The organism is Mesorhizobium sp. YC-39 (assembly GCF_025753795.1).
Classification (GTDB): Bacteria; Pseudomonadota; Alphaproteobacteria; order Rhizobiales; family Rhizobiaceae; genus Mesorhizobium.
This window is the reverse complement of record NZ_JAOWPS010000001.1, coordinates 484,924-504,278: the sequence shown is the minus strand read 5'-3', so window position 1 is coordinate 504,278 and position 19,355 is coordinate 484,924. Positions and strand designations below refer to the sequence as shown.

General features: G+C 63.0%; 21 protein-coding genes. 10 read left to right on the top strand and 11 right to left on the bottom strand.

Annotated features, from left to right (window positions below):
• Nucleotides 1–155: 155 nt before the first annotated feature.
• Together OHD62_RS02445 and OHD62_RS02440 are read right to left on the bottom strand one after the other, a co-directional pair.
• Nucleotides 156–872: an anti-sigma factor domain-containing protein gene (locus OHD62_RS02445; RefSeq protein ID WP_263782270.1), complete on the bottom strand. Its 717-nt coding sequence runs from the start codon at nt 870–872 to the stop codon at nt 156–158.
• The gene (locus tag OHD62_RS02440) at nt 869–1,408 is read right to left on the bottom strand and encodes a sigma-70 family RNA polymerase sigma factor (protein ID WP_263780636.1); all 540 of its coding nucleotides are present in this window, start codon (nt 1,406–1,408) and stop codon (nt 869–871) included. Before OHD62_RS02440 ends, OHD62_RS02445 begins: the two co-directional genes overlap by 4 nt.
• 125 nt (nt 1,409–1,533) lie before the next feature.
• On the opposite strand from OHD62_RS02440, the gene OHD62_RS02435 reads away from it, so the two are divergent.
• Together OHD62_RS02435 and argB are read left to right on the top strand one after the other, a co-directional pair.
• Complete coding sequence (locus OHD62_RS02435; protein WP_263780635.1) at nt 1,534–3,030, top strand: amidase; 1,497 nt, start codon at nt 1,534–1,536, stop codon at nt 3,028–3,030.
• 102 nt (nt 3,031–3,132) lie between these two features.
• On the top strand, nt 3,133–4,026 hold the full coding sequence (gene argB, locus OHD62_RS02430; RefSeq protein WP_008872872.1) for an acetylglutamate kinase: 894 nt from the start codon (nt 3,133–3,135) through the stop codon (nt 4,024–4,026).
• A gap of 37 nt (nt 4,027–4,063) precedes the next feature.
• On the opposite strand, the gene OHD62_RS02425 is transcribed toward argB, so the two are convergent.
• The 3 genes from OHD62_RS02425 to OHD62_RS02415 all read right to left on the bottom strand — a co-directional run bounded on the left by OHD62_RS02425 (nt 4,064) and on the right by OHD62_RS02415 (nt 6,734).
• Nucleotides 4,064–4,462, bottom strand: coding sequence for a RidA family protein (locus OHD62_RS02425; protein ID WP_263780634.1), 399 nt, complete (start codon nt 4,460–4,462; stop codon nt 4,064–4,066).
• A 133-nt stretch (nt 4,463–4,595) separates the two neighbouring features.
• Complete coding sequence (gene bchE / locus OHD62_RS02420; protein WP_263780633.1) at nt 4,596–6,143, bottom strand: magnesium-protoporphyrin IX monomethyl ester anaerobic oxidative cyclase; 1,548 nt, start codon at nt 6,141–6,143, stop codon at nt 4,596–4,598.
• A 114-nt stretch (nt 6,144–6,257) separates the two neighbouring features.
• Nucleotides 6,258–6,734 carry an Lrp/AsnC family transcriptional regulator gene (locus OHD62_RS02415; RefSeq protein ID WP_107649228.1) on the bottom strand — a complete coding sequence of 159 codons (477 nt, stop codon included), beginning with the start codon at nt 6,732–6,734 and terminating at the stop codon, nt 6,258–6,260.
• A gap of 141 nt (nt 6,735–6,875) precedes the next feature.
• Between OHD62_RS02415 and phhA the strand changes: the two genes are divergently transcribed.
• Nucleotides 6,876–7,709 carry a phenylalanine 4-monooxygenase gene (gene phhA / locus OHD62_RS02410; protein WP_263780632.1) on the top strand — a complete coding sequence of 278 codons (834 nt, stop codon included), beginning with the start codon at nt 6,876–6,878 and terminating at the stop codon, nt 7,707–7,709.
• Nucleotides 7,710–7,855: 146 nt separating this feature from the next.
• Here the strand turns inward: phhA and OHD62_RS02405 are convergent, their stop codons facing one another.
• The 3 genes from OHD62_RS02405 to OHD62_RS02395 form a co-directional block, all read right to left on the bottom strand.
• Entirely contained in the window at nt 7,856–9,295 is a 1,440-nt protein-coding gene (locus OHD62_RS02405) for a GMC oxidoreductase (RefSeq protein ID WP_263780631.1), read from the bottom strand.
• Nucleotides 9,292–9,462 carry a hypothetical protein gene (locus tag OHD62_RS02400; RefSeq protein WP_263780630.1) on the bottom strand — a complete coding sequence of 57 codons (171 nt, stop codon included), beginning with the start codon at nt 9,460–9,462 and terminating at the stop codon, nt 9,292–9,294. The genes OHD62_RS02405 and OHD62_RS02400 overlap by 4 nt, the downstream gene beginning before the upstream one ends.
• A gap of 162 nt (nt 9,463–9,624) precedes the next feature.
• Nucleotides 9,625–10,380 (bottom strand): GGDEF domain-containing protein, encoded by a 756-nt coding sequence (locus OHD62_RS02395; protein ID WP_263780629.1) that lies wholly within the window; start codon nt 10,378–10,380, stop codon nt 9,625–9,627.
• Between the two features lie 161 nt (nt 10,381–10,541).
• Between OHD62_RS02395 and OHD62_RS02390 the strand changes: the two genes are divergently transcribed.
• The gene (locus OHD62_RS02390) at nt 10,542–11,249 is read left to right on the top strand and encodes a pyrimidine 5'-nucleotidase (protein ID WP_263780628.1); all 708 of its coding nucleotides are present in this window, start codon (nt 10,542–10,544) and stop codon (nt 11,247–11,249) included.
• Between the two features lie 12 nt (nt 11,250–11,261).
• Here the strand turns inward: OHD62_RS02390 and OHD62_RS02385 are convergent, their stop codons facing one another.
• The gene (locus OHD62_RS02385) at nt 11,262–12,101 is read right to left on the bottom strand and encodes an LOG family protein (protein ID WP_263780627.1); all 840 of its coding nucleotides are present in this window, start codon (nt 12,099–12,101) and stop codon (nt 11,262–11,264) included.
• A gap of 234 nt (nt 12,102–12,335) precedes the next feature.
• Between OHD62_RS02385 and dapD the strand changes: the two genes are divergently transcribed.
• From dapD to OHD62_RS02365, 4 genes are all read left to right on the top strand, one after another.
• The gene (dapD, locus tag OHD62_RS02380; RefSeq protein ID WP_263780626.1) at nt 12,336–13,190 is read left to right on the top strand and encodes a 2,3,4,5-tetrahydropyridine-2,6-dicarboxylate N-succinyltransferase; all 855 of its coding nucleotides are present in this window, start codon (nt 12,336–12,338) and stop codon (nt 13,188–13,190) included.
• Complete coding sequence (locus OHD62_RS02375) at nt 13,135–13,587, top strand: DUF805 domain-containing protein (RefSeq protein ID WP_263780625.1); 453 nt, start codon at nt 13,135–13,137, stop codon at nt 13,585–13,587. Before dapD ends, OHD62_RS02375 begins: the two co-directional genes overlap by 56 nt.
• 38 nt (nt 13,588–13,625) lie before the next feature.
• Nucleotides 13,626–14,369 carry a hypothetical protein gene (locus tag OHD62_RS02370; RefSeq protein WP_263780624.1) on the top strand — a complete coding sequence of 248 codons (744 nt, stop codon included), beginning with the start codon at nt 13,626–13,628 and terminating at the stop codon, nt 14,367–14,369.
• Nucleotides 14,370–14,522: 153 nt separating this feature from the next.
• The gene (locus OHD62_RS02365) at nt 14,523–15,620 is read left to right on the top strand and encodes a sensor domain-containing diguanylate cyclase (RefSeq protein WP_263780623.1); all 1,098 of its coding nucleotides are present in this window, start codon (nt 14,523–14,525) and stop codon (nt 15,618–15,620) included.
• Between the two features lie 3 nt (nt 15,621–15,623).
• On the opposite strand, the gene OHD62_RS02360 is transcribed toward OHD62_RS02365, so the two are convergent.
• Nucleotides 15,624–16,664, bottom strand: coding sequence for a 2-dehydropantoate 2-reductase (locus OHD62_RS02360; protein ID WP_263780622.1), 1,041 nt, complete (start codon nt 16,662–16,664; stop codon nt 15,624–15,626).
• A gap of 129 nt (nt 16,665–16,793) precedes the next feature.
• Here OHD62_RS02360 and dapE point away from each other — a divergent pair, with 129 nt between their 5' ends.
• The gene (dapE, locus tag OHD62_RS02355; protein ID WP_263780621.1) at nt 16,794–17,993 is read left to right on the top strand and encodes a succinyl-diaminopimelate desuccinylase; all 1,200 of its coding nucleotides are present in this window, start codon (nt 16,794–16,796) and stop codon (nt 17,991–17,993) included.
• Between the two features lie 2 nt (nt 17,994–17,995).
• Nucleotides 17,996–18,589, top strand: a complete 594-nt coding sequence (locus tag OHD62_RS02350; protein ID WP_263780620.1) for a transporter — start codon at nt 17,996–17,998, stop codon at nt 18,587–18,589.
• Here OHD62_RS02350 and truA read toward each other — a convergent pair.
• Nucleotides 18,586–19,341 carry a tRNA pseudouridine(38-40) synthase TruA gene (truA, locus tag OHD62_RS02345; protein WP_263780619.1) on the bottom strand — a complete coding sequence of 252 codons (756 nt, stop codon included), beginning with the start codon at nt 19,339–19,341 and terminating at the stop codon, nt 18,586–18,588. The two genes, OHD62_RS02350 and truA, sit on opposite strands and share 4 nt — an antisense overlap.
• Between the last annotated feature and the right edge of the window lie 14 nt (nt 19,342–19,355).

The following is a 19,355-nucleotide window of genomic DNA, read 5'->3' as shown; positions in this document are numbered from 1 at the left end:
TGAGTTTCGGCGCTCAGCAAAAAATTTCATTTTATCGCAAACGCAAGCAGGATTTTTGAACGAACGACACCTCGCAATTTATGCTTGCGAGAGCGCGACGCAACAGAAGATAGACTTAGAATCTATGAATCTCAGCGGAAATGGGACTAGAGCCGTCAGATGCCCTTCAGATCACCCGCCGCGACCACGGGACCGGTCGGCTGGCCAGTCGGCGAACCGCCAGTCGGCTCGACGCTGACCGCGAGCACGGCGCCTTGCGCAAGCTTCTGCTGCACGGCTGGCGACACTGTGAGGTGCGTGGCCGCGCCGGCCGGGATGACGCCCATCGAGACCGGCTTGTTGTTGCCCTCGATCATCCACAGCTCGAAATCCTTGCCGGCGGCGCGCTCGCCCGAAACGTGGGAGAGGCCGACATCGTGCCTGGCCGCATCATAGACGACGAGATATTTGACATCGCTGCCGTCAGCGGCCAGCGAGGCGACAAGCCGCTCCTGCTCAACCGGCGGGCTGACATAGGGGACGGCGATATAGATCGCCAGCGCTGCCAGCGCCGCGGTGGCAAGGCCGCGCCAAAAACCGAGACTCGCCCAGAGGCCGGTCCGAGGTTCGGCGGACCTGGCTGGCGTCGAGGCAAACAGCCGCCGATCGATGGCCACCTTGACGGAAGCTGAAGGCTCCACCGCCGCATAGGCGTTGGCGAGAGGCGAAAAGTATACTTCCCAGGTATCGACGAGGCGGGCGAAGGTGGATTCAGTATCGACGCGACGGGACGCAATCTGGCGCTCATCGTTCGCCAGAACGCCAAGAACGTATTCGGCGGCAAGCAGGTCGTCGCCTCCACGTTCCGGTCCGTTGTCCTCTGCCAGCGTCATCTTTCCAGGCATTCTCTCAGTTTCAGCAGACTGCGCCGCAGCCAGGTCCGCATCGTGTTCAACGGCACGCCATGGCGCTCCGCCAGTTCGGCATAGCTTTCGCCATTCAAATAGGCGCCCCGGACGGCCGCCGCCCGGTCTTTTTCCAATTCATCGAGACAATGATAGATGCGCTCGGCTTCACCGCCCGCCACAACCATGGCCTCCGGTCCCGGCGCCGGATCGGCCACGTCGAGCGCGGCGTCGATATCTGCGGTGGGCTTGCGGCGCGCCCTGATGCGATCGATCGCATGATTGCGCGCTATGGCCACCAGCCAGGAGATCGGGCTCAGATCCGAGACAGCAAAGCGATCCGCCTTCGTCCATATCTTGACGAAGACCTCTTGCAGCGCCTCTTCAGCTTCTCCCCGGTCATTCAATACACGAAGGCAGACGCCGAAAAGTTTCGCGCTGGTCTGCCGGTAGAGCAGATCGAACGCGGCCCGATCCTTCATCGAAGTCCGGACAATCAGCTTGGTGATGTCCTGCGGCGTCATCGGCTGCCAAATTAGAAGATTGCAATGTATTTGCAACGGCCGAACGCTTCCATACGCCGGCATTTGTACTTCGATTGCCAAGGAAACTGCCGCAAGCTAGCTTTGCCAATGGTGGGGACGCAGGAATGTCGGTCGAACAAGCCCTGTGGGAGCATGATGCAACCGGCCTGGCCAGCCTAGTGCGCAAGGGCGAGATTTCGGCGCCGGAGCTTGTCGATGCGGCAATTGCCCGGGCCGAGGCCACGCGTGCGGATATCAACGCCATCGCCGAGCCGCTTTATGAGGCGGCGCGGGTGCGGGCGAAAACCATCGACAGCAATCTGCCGCTCGCCGGCGTGCCCTTTGCGATCAAGGATCTCGGCATCGCCATAAAGGGGGTGCCGACGCATTCTGGCAGCCGCATTCCTCCCTTCACCGCCGACTTCAACTCGGTGATGACCGAACGCCATCTGGCCGCCGGCCTTGTCCCGATCGCCACCAGCACCTCGCCCGAACACGGGCTGAGACTGATGACTGAATCGGCCGCTTTCGGCATTACCCGCAATCCGTGGAACACGGCGCATACCAGCGGCGGCTCGTCTGGGGGTGCCGCGGCGCTGGTCGCGGCCGGCGTCGTGCCTGTGGCGCATGCCTCGGACGGCGGCGGGTCGATCCGCGTTCCGGCCGCCTGCACCGGGCTGGTCGGGCTGAAAACCGCGCGCGGCCGCGTGCCGCTGACGCCGCTGGTCACCGAAAGCTGGTACGGCCTGGTCGTCGACCACGGGCTTGCCCGCTCGGTCCGGGATTCGGCCCTGCTGCTTGATCTCACCCACGGACCCGATCCGCTGTCGCCCTATGCGGCGCCACCGCCGAAGGGCACGTTTGCCGCCGCGGCAGTGCGCGACCCCGGCAAGCTCAAGCTCGCCGTCTATCGGAAATCGCCGCTTGACCTGCCGATATCGGCCGAGACACAGACGGCGCTGGACACGGCCGTGGCGCTGGCGCGCGAAGGCGGCCACACCACCGAGGAGATCGACCTGCCCTATATCGATCGCGATTTCATGGCCGATTTCTGCAAGACCGTTGCGGCGGCGGTGGCGGGCATGATGCGCCTTGAAGGCGCGCGCGTCGGTCGCTCCGTTTCCGGTGACCTCGAACGTGCCACGCGTGTGATCGGCCGGCTCGGTGAAATCGCCTCGGCCGGCGAGATCTATGCCGGCCTGCAGCGGCTGCACGCCACATCGCGCCGGCTGATCAGCGAAACCGCGCAATATGACGCCGTGCTGATGCCCATCATTGCCCACCCGCCGCTGGCCTGCGGCGCCATGGATCCGAAGGGTGCCGATGAGTTCATCGAGAATATGCTGGACAGGCTGCATCTCACCCGCCTTTTGAAGTTCAAACCGCTGCTCGGCCAATTGATGGACAAGAGCCTGTGGTTCACCCATTGGCCGGCGATCCAGAATGTCAGCGGCCAGCCGTCGATCGCGCTGCCTGTCCATGTTACCGAGGCCGGGCTGCCACTCGGCATCCAGGCCGCCGGCCGCCCCGGCGACGAGGAGACACTTTTGTCCTTCGCCGCGCAGATGGAGAAGATCTCGGGGTGGCTGACGCGGCGGCCGCCGCTCAAGGTGCCGGCCTGACGGCAGGGCGATTTCATCATTGTGACAGCAAAGCCGTTTGCGGCCTGCCGTAATTCCGGCTAAGACGCCGCCGTCCTTTCCAGTAAGCCGGGAACCATGTCGATGACGGACATCGCCGCCACCGCCGAAATGCAGGCCGCGCTGCTTTCGCGGGCGTTGCCCTATATGCAGCGCTACGAGAACAAGACGGTGGTGGTGAAATATGGCGGCCACGCCATGGGCGACATTGAGCTCGGCAAGGCTTTTGCCCGCGACATCGCGCTGTTGAAGCAATCCGGCGTCAACCCGATCGTTGTGCATGGCGGCGGGCCGCAGATCGGCGCGATGCTGACCAAGATGGGCATCGAATCGAAGTTCGAGGGCGGCCTGCGCGTCACCGACCAGAAGACCGTCGAGATCGTCGAGATGGTGCTGGCCGGCTCGATCAACAAGGAGATCGTCGCGCTGATCAACGCCGAGGGCGAGTGGGCGATCGGCTTATGCGGCAAGGATGGCAACATGGTTTTCGCCGAAAAGGCGCGCAAGACCATGATCGATCCGGACTCCAATATCGAGCGCGTGCTCGATCTCGGCTTCGTTGGCGAGCCGGTCGAGGTCGACCGCACATTGCTCGACCTTCTGGCGCGTTCCGAAATGATCCCGGTGCTGGCGCCGGTGGCGCCCGGCCGCGACGGCCACACCTACAACATCAATGCCGACACCTTTGCCGGTGCTATCGCCGGTGCCTGCCAGGCGACACGCCTGCTATTCCTCACCGACGTGCCCGGCGTGCTCGACAAGAACAAGAAGCTGATCGACGAATTGACGGTCGCCGAGGCGAAAGCCCTGATCAAGGACGGCACGGTGTCTGGCGGCATGATCCCCAAGGTCGAGACCTGCATCGAGGCGATCGAGCGCGGCGTCGAAGGCGTCGTCATCCTGAACGGCAAGACGCCGCATTCGGTGCTGCTCGAACTGTTCACCGAACACGGCGCCGGCACGCTGATCGTGCCGTGAGTGGCAGCGGCCCCTTGGTCGCTCGCCCGCCAGCCGATCAGCTGGGCTGGGGAAGGCGCGCGATGACCTTTATTTCAAAATCGAAGCCCGCCAGCCAATTCACCCCCACTGCGGTCCAGTTCGGGTAGGGCGGTTCACCGATCGCCTTCAGCCGAACGGCGTTAATCGCGTTCCACTGCGCGGCTGGATCGGTGTGGAAAGTGGTCACGTCAACGATGTCGTCAAACGTGCAGCCGGCGGCCTTCAGCACTGCCGCGAGATTGTCGAAGGCAAGCTGGACCTGCTTTTCAAAGACCGGCTCGGGCGACCCGTCCTCGCGGCTGCCGACCTGGCCCGAGACGAACAGAAAGTCGCCCGAGCGGATCGCCGCCGAATAGCGGTTGATCTCGTAGAGGGCCTGCCGACCGGCAGGGAAGATCGCGTCGCGTTTGGTCATTATTCACTCCGTTTCAAACAAGGCAGGCCGGGGCGGTCATTGACATACGCCCCGTATCCCCGAAGTGGGTGCATACGTTCCGTATGTCAATACGCATACGTTGCGTATGTTTTATGAAATTGGCCAGAGCCGGTCAGGCGCCCGGCGAAATCGTAATCCCTGGCGCTGTCAGCTTGCGCGCCGGGTGCACGAACACCATCGATTCTTCTTCCCCGTCCTGCGGCGCGCCCCAGAATTCGGCAAGTGTCGGGCCGTCCTTCAGGCGGCCGTCGCGAGCAAGAAAGCCCCAGACTTCGCGGAACCAGACGCGGCGGCCCATCCGCGTGTACCAGCGCATCGAATGGCGCTGCTCCGGATCCTTGTGGAACAGGATGCGCGCCAGGGCTTTCGGCCGCGACTGCACCGCCAGTTCGATCAGCTTGACGCTGAAGAACAGCATCCAGGGCTTCAGCCGGGTCATCTCCAGAACCTGGTGCTTATAGTCCCAGAGGCGGGCATCCGGCTGGATCACCTTGCGATCCCTGGCGATGCGGAAGAACGGCGTCCAGCGGTGCGGGGTCACATAGAGCGCCTGGATCTGGTCCGGATCGTAGGCGATGAGCTGGCGGAAGCCGCGCCAAAGATCGCGAAAACCCTCGTCCTCGAAGCCCGCCACCCAGGTCGCCATCGACAGGATGCCGTGCTTGCGCAGCAGCCGGATCGCCTCGCGGTCGGACGAGGTGCTGCCGCCTTTGCGGATCAATTGCAGCGTCTGTTCGTCGGTGTTCTCCATGCCGAGCAGCCAGCGGATGACGCCTGCCTTGCGGTAGAGATGCAGGCTGTCGGCATCGCGCACGATGTCGTCGGCGCGGGTCGAACCGACGATCAGCACCGGCACGTTCTCGGCGATCATGGCATCGAGGAAGGCGCGCCAGGCCTTCTTCGAAGACGTCGGGTTCTCGTCGGCAAGGTTGATCAGTTCGACGCCATGCTCCCGGTGCAGCCAGGCGATCTCTTGCGCAAACCTTCTGGGATCGCGGTGCCGCCAGCGTGTCCAGAAACCGCGCTGGCCGCAATAATTGCACAGATGCGGACAGCCCCGCGAAAACTGCATGACCACGGCGCGCTTACCGCCCCAGTAGCTGTAACGGTTGTGCTCGATCAACTCCCAGCCGACGCGGTATTCGTCGAGATTGACGATCGTCCTCGCCGGTTGGGTGGCGAAGGGGCGGTGCAAATCATCGCGAAAGGCAATACCGGCGACATCGGAAAGCGGCTGGCGCTTTTTCAGCGCCTCAACCAGCGCGACGATGGTCGCCTCGCCCTCACCGCGCACGATGATGTCGAAGACGTCCGTTTCGGCAAGGATGTCGCGCCAGTGATAGGTCGGGAACACGCCGCCATAGATCACAATTGTCGCCGGGCCGAGATCCTTGATCATGCGCGCGATCTGCAACGCCGTCGGATGCGCCGAGGTCGAACCGGAATGACCAATCAGAATGCAATCGGGATGGTCGCTCAAGGCGTCGTGGACAAGCGTGGCGAGAGGCATCGGCCCGAACTCGGCGTCGACCAGCCGCACCTCATGACCGGCGTCGATCAGTGGGCCGCCCAGCGCCAGCAGGCCGAGCGGCGGCAGATGGTCGTCGGGTACCCGGCTGCCGATGGCGGTATGCGGCGGATTGATCAGGACGATTTTCATGACGGACCTTTCGCGATGACGGTCCGCATGTCCTAGTCGGCGATCTGGATCCGGAATTGACCCCTTTCAGCAGTTTGCGTGCAGCTTTTCCGCAGAAATGCTCCGCGACGGCTGCTACTTCCTGAGATGGCCGAGCGGGACATGGCCCGGCCCCTTGATATTCTGCAGCACAAGCTGCGTGTGGACGTCGCGCACGCCGGCGAGCCGCATCAGCCGGTGCATGACAAAGGCATTGAGCTCGTCGACCGACGGCACCATCACATGCAGCAGGAAATCGTGGTCGCCGGTCATCGTCCAGCATGACGAGACCTCGTCCATGCGCTGCACGGCGGCAATGAAGCTTTCCGGCGAGCCATCGCTGTGGCTGACCAGGCGCACCTGGATGAAGACCTCGACCATCAGACCGACGGCGCGGCGGCTGAGCACGGCGGCAAAGCCCTTGATGATGCCGGCGCTTTGCAGGGCCTCGAATCGGCGAGCGCAAGGTGTCGTCGACAGGCCGATCTGCTCTGCCAGTTCGGATACCGGCTTGCGCCCGTCGCGCTGCAGGATATCGAGCATCTTGATCTCGAAATCATCAAACTGAGGCATTTTCACTCTCCGACAGCTCCTAAGTGGTAAGTTTTACCTCAAACCCTGCGTTTGGGCCATCATCAAGGCTGATTTGCCTCGCCGGATTTGCGTAGTCTTTGGCGAGAAGCCCACTGGCCATGATTGCGAAGGAGAACAGCCATGACGATGAGCGTTGCCGATTACGCCAGGGAATGCGCGGCGCAAGGGCTGCGTGGCGACTATTCGGTCTGCTGTGCCGATTTCACCGTGGCGCAGGAGTACAACTACAGCGCCGACGAACAGGCGGTGTGGCGCACGCTGTGCGGCCGCCAGACGAAACTGACGCGCAAGCTCGCGCATCATTCCTATCTCGACGGCGTCGCCGAGCTTGGTCTTCTCGACCGGATCCCGGATTTCGGCGCGGTCAGCAAAAAGCTGCGCAAGCTCACAGGCTGGGAGATCGTCGCCGTGCCGGGTCTCATCCCCGCGGCACCGTTCTTCGACCACCTCGCCAACCGCCGTTTCCCGGTCACCAACTGGCTGCGGACACGTCAGGAGCTCGACTACATCGTCGAGCCGGACATGTTCCATGATTTCTTCGGCCATGTGCCGGCGCTGACGCAGCCGGTCTTCGCCGATTTCATGCAGATGTATGGCGAGAAGGCAGAGGATGTGATCGCGCTTGGCGGCGACGAGATGATCACCCGGCTCTATTGGTATACGGCCGAGTACGGGCTGATGCAGGAGGCCGGCCAACCGCTGAAAGCGTTCGGCGCCGGACTGATGTCGTCCTTCACCGAACTGCAATTCGCCGTCGAAAGCAGCGATGCCCACCATGTCCCCTTCGATCTGGAAACGGTGATGCGCACCGGCTACGAGATCGACAAGTTCCAGCGCGCCTATTTCGTGCTGCCGTCCTTCGACGCGCTGCGCGACGCGTTCCAGACCGCCGACATGGCCGCTATCGTCGGACGCAACAGGGGCAAGCCTGCGCTCGACCCGGCAACCGTCTGAAAGCTCAGCCGGCCTCTGCTTTCAGCCGGGCAAGTGGCGCTGGCCGCCGCAGCCGTGCTGGTGCGCATCGCCATATACGGCTTTTGAGCTGACGGCTGTGCCTGCGCCGTCCAGCGCCGGCACGCCCTGTCATGTGAGCCGAACCATCACACAGCGATCACCTTGCTGAGGTGATCACCCAGCCGGCAGGCCAATGCGGTGATCGTCGTCGTCGGGTTGCATTCGCCCGACGTGCAGAACACCGAGGAGCCGCCGACATAGAGATTGTCCATGCCGTGCACCTTTGAATTGGCGTCGACCACGCTCTTGGTCGCGTCGGTGCCCATGCGGGTACCGCCCATATGGTGGTGGCCGGCCAGTTCCTCATTCGTCGGATAATCCCCGCCATTGACGATCCAGTCGGCGATGCGGACCCGTCCGAGATTCTTCTGAACAAGCGTCGTACCGAACAACCTCAATCCCTCCAGCAGGGTGCGGTGTTCCATCTCCGACTTCTTCCAGTGCAGTTCGATGCGCGGCACACCAGCATGGTCGACATCGGTTTTCGACAGTTCGATCTGGTTCGACGCCTGCGGCGCCTGCTCCCAGGCGACATAGAGCTGAGCGGCGCAGCGCAGATTCTGGCTGAGCTGATAGGCCACCCATTCGGCCATGTCGGGCGCGGTGCAAGCGAGATCGGCGACCAGGCTTTTGATGCCGGCATAGGGCGTCTCGATCAGCCGGATGCCGAAATTCATGATCTTCAGGCGTTCCATGGCGGCGAGCGTCGGCGAGAAGAAGGCCTCGTTGGTGGCATCGACCTCGAACTCGCTGTAGTCGGCGAGGATGGCATTGCCGCCTTCGAAGGTCGGATGCTCCATCCAGTAGCGGCCGAGCGCGGCGGCATTCGGCACCACACCGCCGTTCGAGCGCTGGTTCGACCACAGAAGTAGCCGTGAGTTCTCCAGCCCGCCGGTGCAGACGATGAAATAGGCGGCGGTGAAGGACCCGGCATCCTGGCCGTTAGACCATAATTTGGCGCCGGTCACCCGTCTGCCGTCGCCGGCAAGTTCGGTGGCGTAGGTGTTGAGCACCACGGCGATGTTTTTGCTCTTGTCGAGTTCGTCGGCGAATTTTTCACCGAAGCGCACGGCCGGGCTCTTGATCAGCTGCACCCAGCGAATGTCGTCCGAGATCGGCACATCCGGCCGGAAGTCGGGCAATTCGAGAATGTCGTGGACTTCGGACAGATAGGGCTCGATGTCGGCGCGGCTGATCGGCCAGCCGGTATCCGGCGCCCAGGCCTTCGGCTCGAAATCCTGTTTGTCGAGCACCCGGCACCAGCCGGCCCAGTGATTGGAGCTGCCACCCAGGAAGCGCAGCCGGGTGATGTCGAGATCGAAATAGGGATCGCCGACCGTGGTGCCACGGTAAAAATCCTGCGAATCATCGCTGAACTCGCGGGAACCAGCCTCAAGCACCACAACCGGAACGCCGGCGGCGCCAAGCTTCCTGGCGATCGTGGTGCCGGCCGGCCCAGAGCCCAGAATGCAAACCTTGGGGTTGAAATTGGCCGCTCGGAACGTCTCGTAGCTGTCGAAGATCACGCGAGGTCGCTCCGCTTCAGGATCCAGCCATTGATCTCGACGATTGCGTCCGGATCGGCATTGGTGGAGGTGGCCTCGGGCAATCTGCGGAACAGCGACAGGGTCGGCAACGCGATCAGCGCCTGCATGATCATGCGGCGCGACATCTTTTTGGTGAAGAAACTCATGATACGTCTCTCGATTGGGGCTTCGCATGGCTTTCCCTCAACGGCACATGCTCGCCAAGAGAGGCCAAATCCATGCCAAACCTAGCCAGGAACCTGCTTAGAGCGCGTAAACGGATGGCCTGATTTTGAATTAGGTTAGGATTGTCTTAATGGCGCGACCGTTCAGGCAGCCTCGGAGATGTCCAGGATGGTCAGATTGCGACCGCGGTGCTTGGCCTGATAGAGGCGCTGATCGGCGGCGCGCATCAGCTCCGACACGGCGACATTCTCGCCGCAGAGGGTGCCGCCGATACTGACGGTGAGGGGTATGACCCGCTCGTCGACCGGCCGGAAGCGGATCAGTTCGACCTCGCGGCGGATGCGCTCGGCGACGCGTTTGGCTTCCTGGTCGGTGGCGCCGACCAGGAACGCGGCGAATTCCTCGCCGCCGATGCGGCCGAGCACGTCGTCACTGCGTACGCCACGTTCGATGGCGGCGGCGATCAGAAGCAGCGCGTCATCGCCGGTCAGGTGGCCGAAGCTGTCGTTGATCTTCTTGAAGTGATCGGCATCGATGATCAGCAACGCACCTCGATCGGATTTGCGCCGCGAGCCGTCGAGCGCGGCAAAGAAGCTCTCGCGGTTGAGCATGCCGGTCATGTCGTCGCGGCTCGCCTTTTCCGAGAGGCGTCGGTGCGCGGCGGCGAGCTGGGCATGGGCGCGGGCGAGATCGCGGTGAGCGCTTTTCAGCCTCTCGCCTTGCCAGAACGTGTAGGCGCCGGCGATCCAGGCGAGAGCCAGTGGACAGACCGTGGATGTCAGCCAGATGGTGCGGTTGATCGGAAAGCCCATGGCCGGGACGACGATCAGCGTCAGCAGGAGCGAGGCCGCGAGGGAGGCGAAAGCGACGGCGGCGGACTTCAGAAATATGCGATTCATCGCTTGCTCCCACTGGACCGTCTCTGTGCCAGCAAGCCCTGAATGCCACCTTTCGGCGATGCCTAAAATTTGAATCGTGGCGCCACTTTCGCCGCCCGAGACGCGCATAAGTTGTGGATAAAGCCTCTGCCAAAGGCATCGTTTCGTGCCATAAGGATCGCATGACCACGCTCCCCGACCCCGCCCGTTTTGCCCATGTCACCGACTGGGTGTTCGACCTCGACAACACGCTCTATCCGCATCATTCGAATCTGTTCTCGCAGATCGACGTGAAGATGACAGCCTATGTCGGAGAATTGCTGACCCTGCCGCGCGAGGATGCACGCAAGCTGCAGAAGGAACTCTACCAGGAATACGGCACGACGCTGAACGGGCTGATGACGCGCCATGGCATCGACCCCGACGACTTTCTCGAGAAGGTCCATGACATCGACTATTCCTGGCTGGTGCCCGATCCGGTTCTCGGCACCGCGATCCGCCAGCTTCCCGGCCGCAAGTTCATTTTCACCAACGGCGATCGCAAGCATGCCGAACGTACCGCGCGCCAACTCGGCATCCTCGAGCATTTCGACGATATTTTCGATATCGTCGCCGCCGGGCTCACGCCAAAGCCGGCGCGGCAGAGCTATGAGAAATTCGCTGAACTCCACGCCATCACCGGCCACAACGCGGTGATGTTCGAGGATCTGGCCCGCAACTTGTCCGTGCCGAAATCGCTGGGCATGACCACGGTACTGGTGGTGCCGCGCAATTTCGAGCCGACCTTCTCGGAAATCTGGGAACGCGACCCGGCCAATGAGGACGATGTGGATTTCGTCACCGACGATCTTGCCAGCTTTCTCACCACGATTGTCGAAGTCATCGCTTGATGTGGATAGTGTTCAGAGCTTGTAGAAGCGGCTGATAATTTCCCAGGCCTCGTCGGCGGTATCGACGAAATCGATGATGTCCTGGTCGCCGGGCGTGATCGTGCCTTGCTCGGCGAGGAAATCGAGGTCGATAGCCTTTTTCCAGAAAGCCTTGCCGAAGAGGATCACCGGCACGCGCTCCATGCGACCGGTCTGGATCAGCGTCAGCGTCTCGAAGAATTCGTCCATCGTGCCGAAGCCGCCCGGGAATACCGCAACCGCCTTGGCGCGCATGACGAAATGCATCTTGCGGACGGCAAAATAGTGGAAGTTGAAGCAGAGTTCGGGCGTTACATAGGCATTCGGCGCCTGCTCGTGCGGCAACACGATGTTGAGGCCGATCGACGGTGCGCCGACATCGTGGGCACCACGGTTGCCGGCTTCCATGACGCCAGGCCCGCCGCCGGTCACCACGACGAATTCGCGATAATAGGAAGCAGCCGACTGCTGCGAGCAGAGGCGGGCAAACTTGCGCGCCTCCTCGTAGTATTTGCTGTTTTTCTCGAGGTTCTTCTTCTGCGTCTCGTTCTTGGCCGCCCAGGCTTCCCCGCCGGGCTCGGGAATGCGCGCGCCGCCGAACAGGATGACCGTCGAGCGGATGCCGCGTTCGGCCAGGATCATCTCCGGCTTCAACAGTTCAAGCTGCAGCCTGACCGCGCGCAATTCGCGCCGCGTCATGAAGTCGGGGTCGTTCCAGGCCAGCCGGTAGGTATCGGCGCGCGTTTGCGGCGTGTCCGGCACGCTTTTCGACCGCTCCAGATCCTCATCCGAATGCGGCAGCGGCGTCCATCCCGCCTTTTCCATAGGATTCATATTGTTCTACCCGTCCAACTCTTCACTTGCGCCGTCCCATGACGCAGCCGCGATTGACCCTCACCAAGCCTTCACATAAGCAGGTTCCGCAAAAGTGTCCCGCGGTTTTGCGACAAGAACCTGCTAATGCAAAGACCTAAGCAGACAAAGCGTGCGAAGTCTGGTCGGGGTCCGGGCGACTTTCAAAACAGGTTAAGGCGTGGCCCCTTAACAGCGTGGTAATGGAGCGAATTCATGTCGAAGCCGGATCTCGCGAGCCTCGAAAAGACCATCGAGAAAGCCTTCGAGGAACGCGACGCGATTTCGACCGCGACCCGCGGCGCGACGCGCGACGCCATCCAGTCGGCGCTCGACCTGCTCGACCGCGGAACGTTACGCGTCGCCGAGCGCCAGGCCGACGGCAAATGGCATGTCAACCAGTGGCTGAAGAAGGCGGTGCTGTTGTCGTTCCGGCTCAATCCGATGGAGATCATCAAAGGTGGCCCCGGCCAGGCCGTGTGGTGGGACAAGGTGCAGTCGAAATTCGACGGCTGGAGCGCCGTCGATTTCGAGAAGGCCGGCTTCCGCGCCGTGCCGTCGTCGGTCGTGCGCCGCTCGGCTTACATCGCGCCGGGCGCCGTGCTGATGCCGTCCTTCGTCAATGTCGGCGCCTATGTCGACAGCGGCACCATGGTCGACACGTGGGCCTCGGTCGGCTCCTGCGCCCAGATCGGCAAGAACGTGCATCTGTCGGGCGGCGTCGGCATCGGCGGCGTGCTGGAGCCGATGCAGGCCGGTCCAACCATCATCGAGGACAATTGCTTCATCGGCGCGCGCTCCGAAGTGGTCGAGGGCTGCATCGTTCGCGAAGGCTCGGTGCTCGGCATGGGCGTCTTCATCGGCCAGTCGACCAAGATCGTCGATCGCGCCACCGGCGAGATCTTCTACGGCGAGGTGCCGGCCAATTCCGTCGTCGTCGCCGGTTCGCTGCCGGGCAAGCCTTTTCCAAACAACGAGCCCGGCCCCAGCCTCTACTGCGCTGTCATCGTCAAGCGTGTCGACGCCAGGACCCGTTCGAAAACCTCGATCAACGAATTGCTGCGCGATTGATCTTTCCGCAAGAGAGCTGACCCGATTGTCCGACAGACCACAATTTCTATGGCTCTTCTTCAGTCTCTCGGGACGGTTGAGCCCTAGTGCGTATGCCTTGACGGGGTTGCTGGTCATTCTTGCGCAGTTCTTTCCGCTCTACCAGATTGCAAGGGTTGAGGCCGGTTCCGCCGCCGGCGAGACTTGGGCGCTGGTTTTCTGGATCGTCCTGCTGGTTTCATCCTGGGCGTCCTTTGCAGTGACGGCAAAGCGATTCCATGACTTCGGCAAGCCAACCTATTTCGCGCTGATCTCGCTGATCATCGGTCCCATTCTCCTCATTATCCTGGCCTGTTTCGGTAGCGACCCTGGACCCAACCGCTATGGCAAACGCACCAATGCACCCGCCGAACCCTGAGCATCGCCGAACCCTGAAGATCGATCGAGTGTCTCGCCATGCGCTACCGCACGCTTGATTCGAAACTGATCATCGAAACCGCCGAGCGGCTGGAAGAGCGCGTCGCCGAGCGTTTTCCCAATGCAGGCCTGCGTGGCGTCGCTGCCGAACTCGTGTCGCTATCACGCGACCTGGCGAGGTCGGCGAAGGCGCTGGAAGCGCCGATCTGGTGGCTGCGCGGCGTCATTGTCGCCGCCATTGTCATCGGTGCGCTGATGTTCCTGTTCGTCGGCACCATCCTGCCGCTCGGCCGCATCTCGCGAACCCACGATGCCATCCAGTCGGTGCAAGGCATCGAATCGTCGGTCAACATGATCCTCCTCGCCGCGCTCGGCTTCCTGACCCTGGTCCGGAGCGAAGAGCGCATCAAGCGCAAACGCGTGTTTCGCGAGCTTCACGGTTTGCGATCGCTGATCCATGTCATCGACATGCACCAGCTCACCAAGGATCCGGCCGCTCTTTCAACCCATTTCAAGCCGACGGCGCATTCACCTGCGCGCATCACCAACGCCGCCGACCTTGCCCGCTATCTCGACTACTGCTCCGAAATGCTGTCGATCACCGGCAAGATCGCCGCGCTCTTTGCGCAGTCGGTGAACGATGATGTGGTGATCAACGGCGTCAACGACATCGAGAACCTGGCTTCCAACCTGTCGCGAAAGATCTGGCAGAAGATCACGTTGATCGAAAGCGCTGCCGGGAAGCAGCGGTCACGCTCCGGTCGCGTGGAACAGAGACTCTAAGCGAATCTTAATCAGCCTGGTCCAGCATGCCCGTGGAGACTGTGTCGACCGACACGGAGCGCTCGACTGGCACACGACGGAGCCCTGCCCAAGCCGAGGACGCGCGACGAGCGAAGCGCCGGCGCCCGGCTGTTCGCCTGGTTCTCTTCGCCGATGAGCGTGGAACCGGACGCTGTCCGTGCGCGGCTTCTCGACACCACCTTCGACCGCAAATTCGCTGTCCTGTTCGGCACCATCAGCGTCCTGGTGCTGGCGCTCAGCGCTGTCGCCACCGGCGACTGGTGGCCTTATGCCTGGATCGTGGCCGACCTCATCCTTTTTGCCTTCCGCTTCGTGTTGATGCGGCAATGCGAGCAGGCGCGCGGGCGCGGGACAACGGGGCCGCTGGCAGCCCTCATGGCCGCCGGCGGCGCATGGTCGGTCATTTTCGGCCTCGGCTGCTATGGCTGCATCGCCAGCGGCCACACGGCGCTGGCCGTGCTTGCTGCCCTGAATGTCGCAGGCGTCGTTGGAGTGGTGTCGTCACGCAACGCAGCGACACCACGCTACGCCATATTCGTGATGCTGGTCGTAAGCCTCCCTTACGTGGCCGGCGCGCTGTTTTCCCCGGCGCCCGGAATGTTCGTCGTCGGAATTCAGATGCCGTTCTACGTGGCCGGCGTGATCATCGTGCTGCTTCAAAATCACGCGATCAACGCGCGCATGATCCGCGCCGAACTGGACAATCGCGATCTGGCGATCAAGGACGCGCTGACCGGGCTGCCAAACCGCATCTTCCTCCAGGAAAGACTGCGCGATATGTGCAGCGAGCTCGCCGCGCCGGCGGCGAATGGCGGCAGGCCGTTCGCCGTTCTCAGCATGGACCTCGACGGCTTCAAACAGGTCAATGACCGCTTCGGCCACGCGATCGGCGACATGCTGCTGCGCAAGGTTGCCGAACGATTGAAACGCGCCTTCAGGCCGGTCGATGTGGTCTTTCGCATTGGGGGTGACGAATTCGTCATCCTGCTGCCCGCCACATCCGAGATCGAGGCCACCTATCTGGCAAAACGCGCCATCGAGAAGATCTCGGGGCCGTTCGACCTTGGCGTCGGCACCGCCATACGCATCGGATTGAGCATTGGAAGCGCCTTCGCGCCTGTCGATGGCGGCGATCCGGAAATTCTTCTCAGCTGCTCCGATCATGCGCTCTACGAAGCCAAGCGTACCGGCAAGGGCCGGTACTGGGCGCATCGGCGGGCCACGAACTGACGATCAGGCCGACTGGGCGGCCTTCGCCGGCATGATGGCATCCGGTGTCAGGCCGGGCGATCCATGTTTCTCCTGCTCTGCCTCACGCACCAGCGCTGTGATCCGCTTTATCAGCGGCGTCGGCGTGCCCGCTTTGTCGGCCAGGCGCAGGATCGCACCCTGCAGTTCGTCGATCTCCGTCGCCCGGCCGTGCTGCAAATCGTCCCACATCGACGAGCGCGCCGCGGCGTCGATTGCAAGCATCCGCCGCGCCAGGACCTTGAACAGCCAGTCGGGCAGGCGCAGCACCTTTGGCAGCAGCGCCGGGCGCAAGCCGGCGATCCGCGCCGGTTCGATGCCTGAGGCCTTCATCGCCGCCAATGCCTCTTCGATCTGGCCGGCCAGGATCAGGCGCCAGCGACGATCGGCAAGTTCCGTTGCCAGTGGCAAGCCTGACAGCGCCACCAGCGCATTGTTCAGATTCATCAGCAGCTTGCCCCACTGCACCGCTTTCATGTCGCCATGCGTGGTGACGGCAAACCCATCGACATCCAGCAGGTCGGCAAGGCCGGCCGTCCCCTCCTCGATCATCACCTTGCCTTCGCTGGCGCGATGCACGCGAAGCGGTAATTCGCCATCCGGTGACTGGATCACGTTGAACGGCACCATGCCGGCGAACACGCGCCGCTGGCCAAGCCCGGCCCGCAACCTCCCGGCATTGCTGACGCCGTTCTGCAGGCTGACCACTATCGCATCCGGACGGGCATGGGCGGCAATGAGCGCCGCCATATCTTCGGTCGCACCGCTCTTGACCGTTACCAGGACGATATCGGCGCCGGACATGGCGGCCGCCGGATCGGCGGTGACGGTGAGTGCCTCCGGCGCTATGCGGCGGTCGCGGCCATCGAGGTCGCTGACTCGCAAGCCATCCTTGCGCAACGCCGCCTCGATGCGCGGCCGCGCCAGAAGAATCACCTTGCGCCCGGCGAGCATCAGACAACCGCCGGCATAGCCGCCGATACTGCCGGCGCCGGCAATAGCGATCGTTTTTTCTTCCCTGGCCATGCGATAAACTCACCCTGGCCTGCAACTATACGACATGAAAACCATAATGTCGGCGATATCGTCGGCCATTGGCCTGGCCTTCATGTCCGGCCGTGACAGGCCTTACGCTTTCGACTATCGCTTTTGCCCATGACGTTGCCGACCGATCCTGCTGCAAATCTCGCCGCCCTCATCCGCTGCGCCTCCGTGACGCCCGCCGAGGGCGGTGCGCTGAGCGCGCTGGAAGACATGCTGAAGCCGCTCGGCTTTTCCGTCGAGCGCCCGGTGTTTTCGGAAGGCGGCACGCCTGATATCGAGAACCTTTATGCGCGGCGCTCCGGCAATGGCCCGCATTTGATGTTCGCCGGCCATACCGATGTGGTGCCGGTTGGCAATGAGTCCTCGTGGACACACCCGCCCTTCGCCGCCGAGATCGCCAAGGGCGAGATGTATGGCCGCGGCGCCGTCGACATGAAGGGCGGCATCGCCTGCTTCATCGCGGCGGTGGCGCGCCATGTCGACAAGACAGGCGGCCCGAAGGGCTCGGTCTCGCTGCTGATTACCGGCGACGAGGAAGGGCCGGCAATCAACGGCACGACAAAGCTGCTCGAATGGGCCGCCGCCAAGGGCGAGAAATGGGACGCCTCGATCGTCGGCGAACCGACCAATCCCGAGGCGCTCGGCGACATGATCAAGATCGGCCGGCGCGGCTCGCTGTCCGGCAGCATCATCGTAAACGGCCGGCAGGGCCACGCCGCCTATCCGCAGCTTGCCGACAACCCGGTGCGCGGACTGATGAGCCTGATCGATGGCTTGCTGCATCCCGTCTTCGACAAGGGAACAACGGATTTCCAGCCGACCAATCTGGAGGTCACCTCCGTCGACGTCGGCAATCCGGCCACCAATGTCATTCCGGCGAAGGCGACCGCCACCTTCAACATCCGCTTCAACGATACATGGACGGCCGAGACGATCCAGGCGGAGATCCACAACCGTCTCGACCAGGCGGCGAAGCGCAAGAAATACCGGACGGGCAGGAAGACGCCTGTCGACTACGAACTCGTCTGGCGCGACAGGCCGAGCCACGTCTTCCTGACCCGCAACGACCGGCTGATCGAAGCACTCGGCGGTTCGGTCAAGGCGGTGACCGGCAGGAGGCCGGCGCTTTCCACCTCCGGCGGCACGTCCGACGCGCGCTTCATCAAGGACTATTGTCCGGTGGTCGAATTCGGGCTGGTCGGCAAGACCATGCACATGGTCGACGAACGCGTCGCACTTGCCGACCTCGAGACGCTGACGCAGATCTATCAGCGTTTCATCGAAGACTGGTTCGAGCGAGGCCTGCCCTGATCATGCTTTCGTCAGATGAAACCTATGCTTCGCTAGCCGGCGCCTGGCGGCTGATGCTCGGCAAGGCCGATGGACTGCGCCAGCTCGACCTTTCGGCCGACGGTTTCTGGAATTCCTTTTTCGCCATCGTCGTGGCGGCGCCGGCGCTGGTCGTCGGCTGGGTCGGCATTGCCAACGAAATCGGCGATCCCAATGCCTTCGCGGGACGCTTCAGCATGCTGATCCGCCTGGCGACGGTCGATGTCGGCGCCTGGGTGCTGCCGCTCGTCGGCCTTGCCCTGGTTGCGCCGCGCGCGGGCATTGGCAGCCGTTTCGTCCACTATGTCGTCGCCAGCAACTGGGCGTCGGCGATTATCGCCTGGTTGATGCTGCCGTCGGCGCTGATCAGGCTTTTCCTGTCCTCCACCAACGAGGTGGCCGGACTGGTGTCGCTGCTCTTGTTTGCACTGTCGATGGTGCTGACCTGGCGAATGACCAATGCGGCAATAGGCAAGGGAGCGGCCGTCGGCACCGCTGTCTTTGCCGGGATGTTCGTGGCCTCGCTGGCCGTTCTGTTCGGCCTGCAGGCGCTGCTCGGCATCAGCGCGCCGGATTAGCCGATCTTAGGATAGTCGACACCGACGAGGAACAGCCCGTCGGGCGGTGCCACCTGGCCACAGGCGGCACGGTCCCGCGCGTCGAGCGCCGCCTTCAGGTCGGCAATGGTCCAGCCGCCTTCGCCGACGCGTTTCAGCGAGCCGACCATCGAGCGCACTTGATTGTGCAGGAAGGAGCGCGCCGATGCCTTCACTTCAATCAGGTCGCCCGAGCGGCTAACATCCAGCCGATCGAGTGTGCGCACCGGGCTATCGGCCTGGCATTGGGTCGAGCGGAATGTGGTGAAGTCATGCCGCCCCAAAAGCACCTTTGCCGCCTCGTGCATGGCGCCGGCGTCGAGACGCTTCGGCACCCACCAGACTTTGCCCTTGTCGAGCGCCGCCGGGGCGCGCCGGTTGACGATGCGGTAGAGATAGTGGCGGCCGGTCGCCGAGAAACGCGCGTCGAAGCCATCGGCGACGGCGGCCGCCTTCAGGACGGCAATGCGTGCGCCGGCGGCCTGCAGATGAGCGTTGACGGCATCACGCACCTTGTCGTCAGGCCAGGCTTTGGCGAGATCGACATGCGCCACCTGGCCGGTCGCATGCACGCCGGCATCGGTGCGGCCGGCGCCGCGCAGCGAGACCTCCTCGCCGCAGAACTTCTCGATCGCCTGTTCGATCGCCTGCTGCACCGAGGGCTGGTCGGCCTGGCGTTGCCACCCGGCATAGAGGCTGCCGTCATATTCGATGTCGAGGCGAAAACGCGGCATGCCTGTTGTTGCGG

What these genes read in the sequence shown, in the direction of transcription:
- OHD62_RS02445 (WP_263782270.1), bottom strand. Translation starts at nt 872, where the DNA reads ATGACGCTGGCAGAGGACAACGGACCGGAACGTGGAGGCGACGACCTG.
- OHD62_RS02440 (WP_263780636.1), bottom strand. Translation starts at nt 1,408, where the DNA reads ATGACGCCGCAGGACATCACCAAGCTGATTGTCCGGACTTCGATGAAG.
- OHD62_RS02435 (WP_263780635.1), top strand. Translation starts at nt 1,534, where the DNA reads ATGTCGGTCGAACAAGCCCTGTGGGAGCATGATGCAACCGGCCTGGCC.
- argB (WP_008872872.1), top strand. Translation starts at nt 3,133, where the DNA reads ATGACGGACATCGCCGCCACCGCCGAAATGCAGGCCGCGCTGCTTTCG.
- OHD62_RS02425 (WP_263780634.1), bottom strand. Translation starts at nt 4,462, where the DNA reads ATGACCAAACGCGACGCGATCTTCCCTGCCGGTCGGCAGGCCCTCTAC.
- bchE (WP_263780633.1), bottom strand. Translation starts at nt 6,143, where the DNA reads ATGAAAATCGTCCTGATCAATCCGCCGCATACCGCCATCGGCAGCCGG.
- OHD62_RS02415 (WP_107649228.1), bottom strand. Translation starts at nt 6,734, where the DNA reads ATGCCTCAGTTTGATGATTTCGAGATCAAGATGCTCGATATCCTGCAG.
- phhA (WP_263780632.1), top strand. Translation starts at nt 6,876, where the DNA reads ATGACGATGAGCGTTGCCGATTACGCCAGGGAATGCGCGGCGCAAGGG.
- OHD62_RS02400 (WP_263780630.1), bottom strand. Translation starts at nt 9,462, where the DNA reads ATGAGTTTCTTCACCAAAAAGATGTCGCGCCGCATGATCATGCAGGCG.
- OHD62_RS02395 (WP_263780629.1), bottom strand. Translation starts at nt 10,380, where the DNA reads ATGAATCGCATATTTCTGAAGTCCGCCGCCGTCGCTTTCGCCTCCCTC.
- OHD62_RS02390 (WP_263780628.1), top strand. Translation starts at nt 10,542, where the DNA reads ATGACCACGCTCCCCGACCCCGCCCGTTTTGCCCATGTCACCGACTGG.
- OHD62_RS02385 (WP_263780627.1), bottom strand. Translation starts at nt 12,101, where the DNA reads ATGAATCCTATGGAAAAGGCGGGATGGACGCCGCTGCCGCATTCGGAT.
- dapD (WP_263780626.1), top strand. Translation starts at nt 12,336, where the DNA reads ATGTCGAAGCCGGATCTCGCGAGCCTCGAAAAGACCATCGAGAAAGCC.
- OHD62_RS02370 (WP_263780624.1), top strand. Translation starts at nt 13,626, where the DNA reads ATGCGCTACCGCACGCTTGATTCGAAACTGATCATCGAAACCGCCGAG.
- OHD62_RS02365 (WP_263780623.1), top strand. Translation starts at nt 14,523, where the DNA reads ATGAGCGTGGAACCGGACGCTGTCCGTGCGCGGCTTCTCGACACCACC.
- OHD62_RS02360 (WP_263780622.1), bottom strand. Translation starts at nt 16,664, where the DNA reads ATGGCCAGGGAAGAAAAAACGATCGCTATTGCCGGCGCCGGCAGTATC.
- dapE (WP_263780621.1), top strand. Translation starts at nt 16,794, where the DNA reads ATGACGTTGCCGACCGATCCTGCTGCAAATCTCGCCGCCCTCATCCGC.
- OHD62_RS02350 (WP_263780620.1), top strand. Translation starts at nt 17,996, where the DNA reads ATGCTTTCGTCAGATGAAACCTATGCTTCGCTAGCCGGCGCCTGGCGG.
- truA (WP_263780619.1), bottom strand. Translation starts at nt 19,341, where the DNA reads ATGCCGCGTTTTCGCCTCGACATCGAATATGACGGCAGCCTCTATGCC.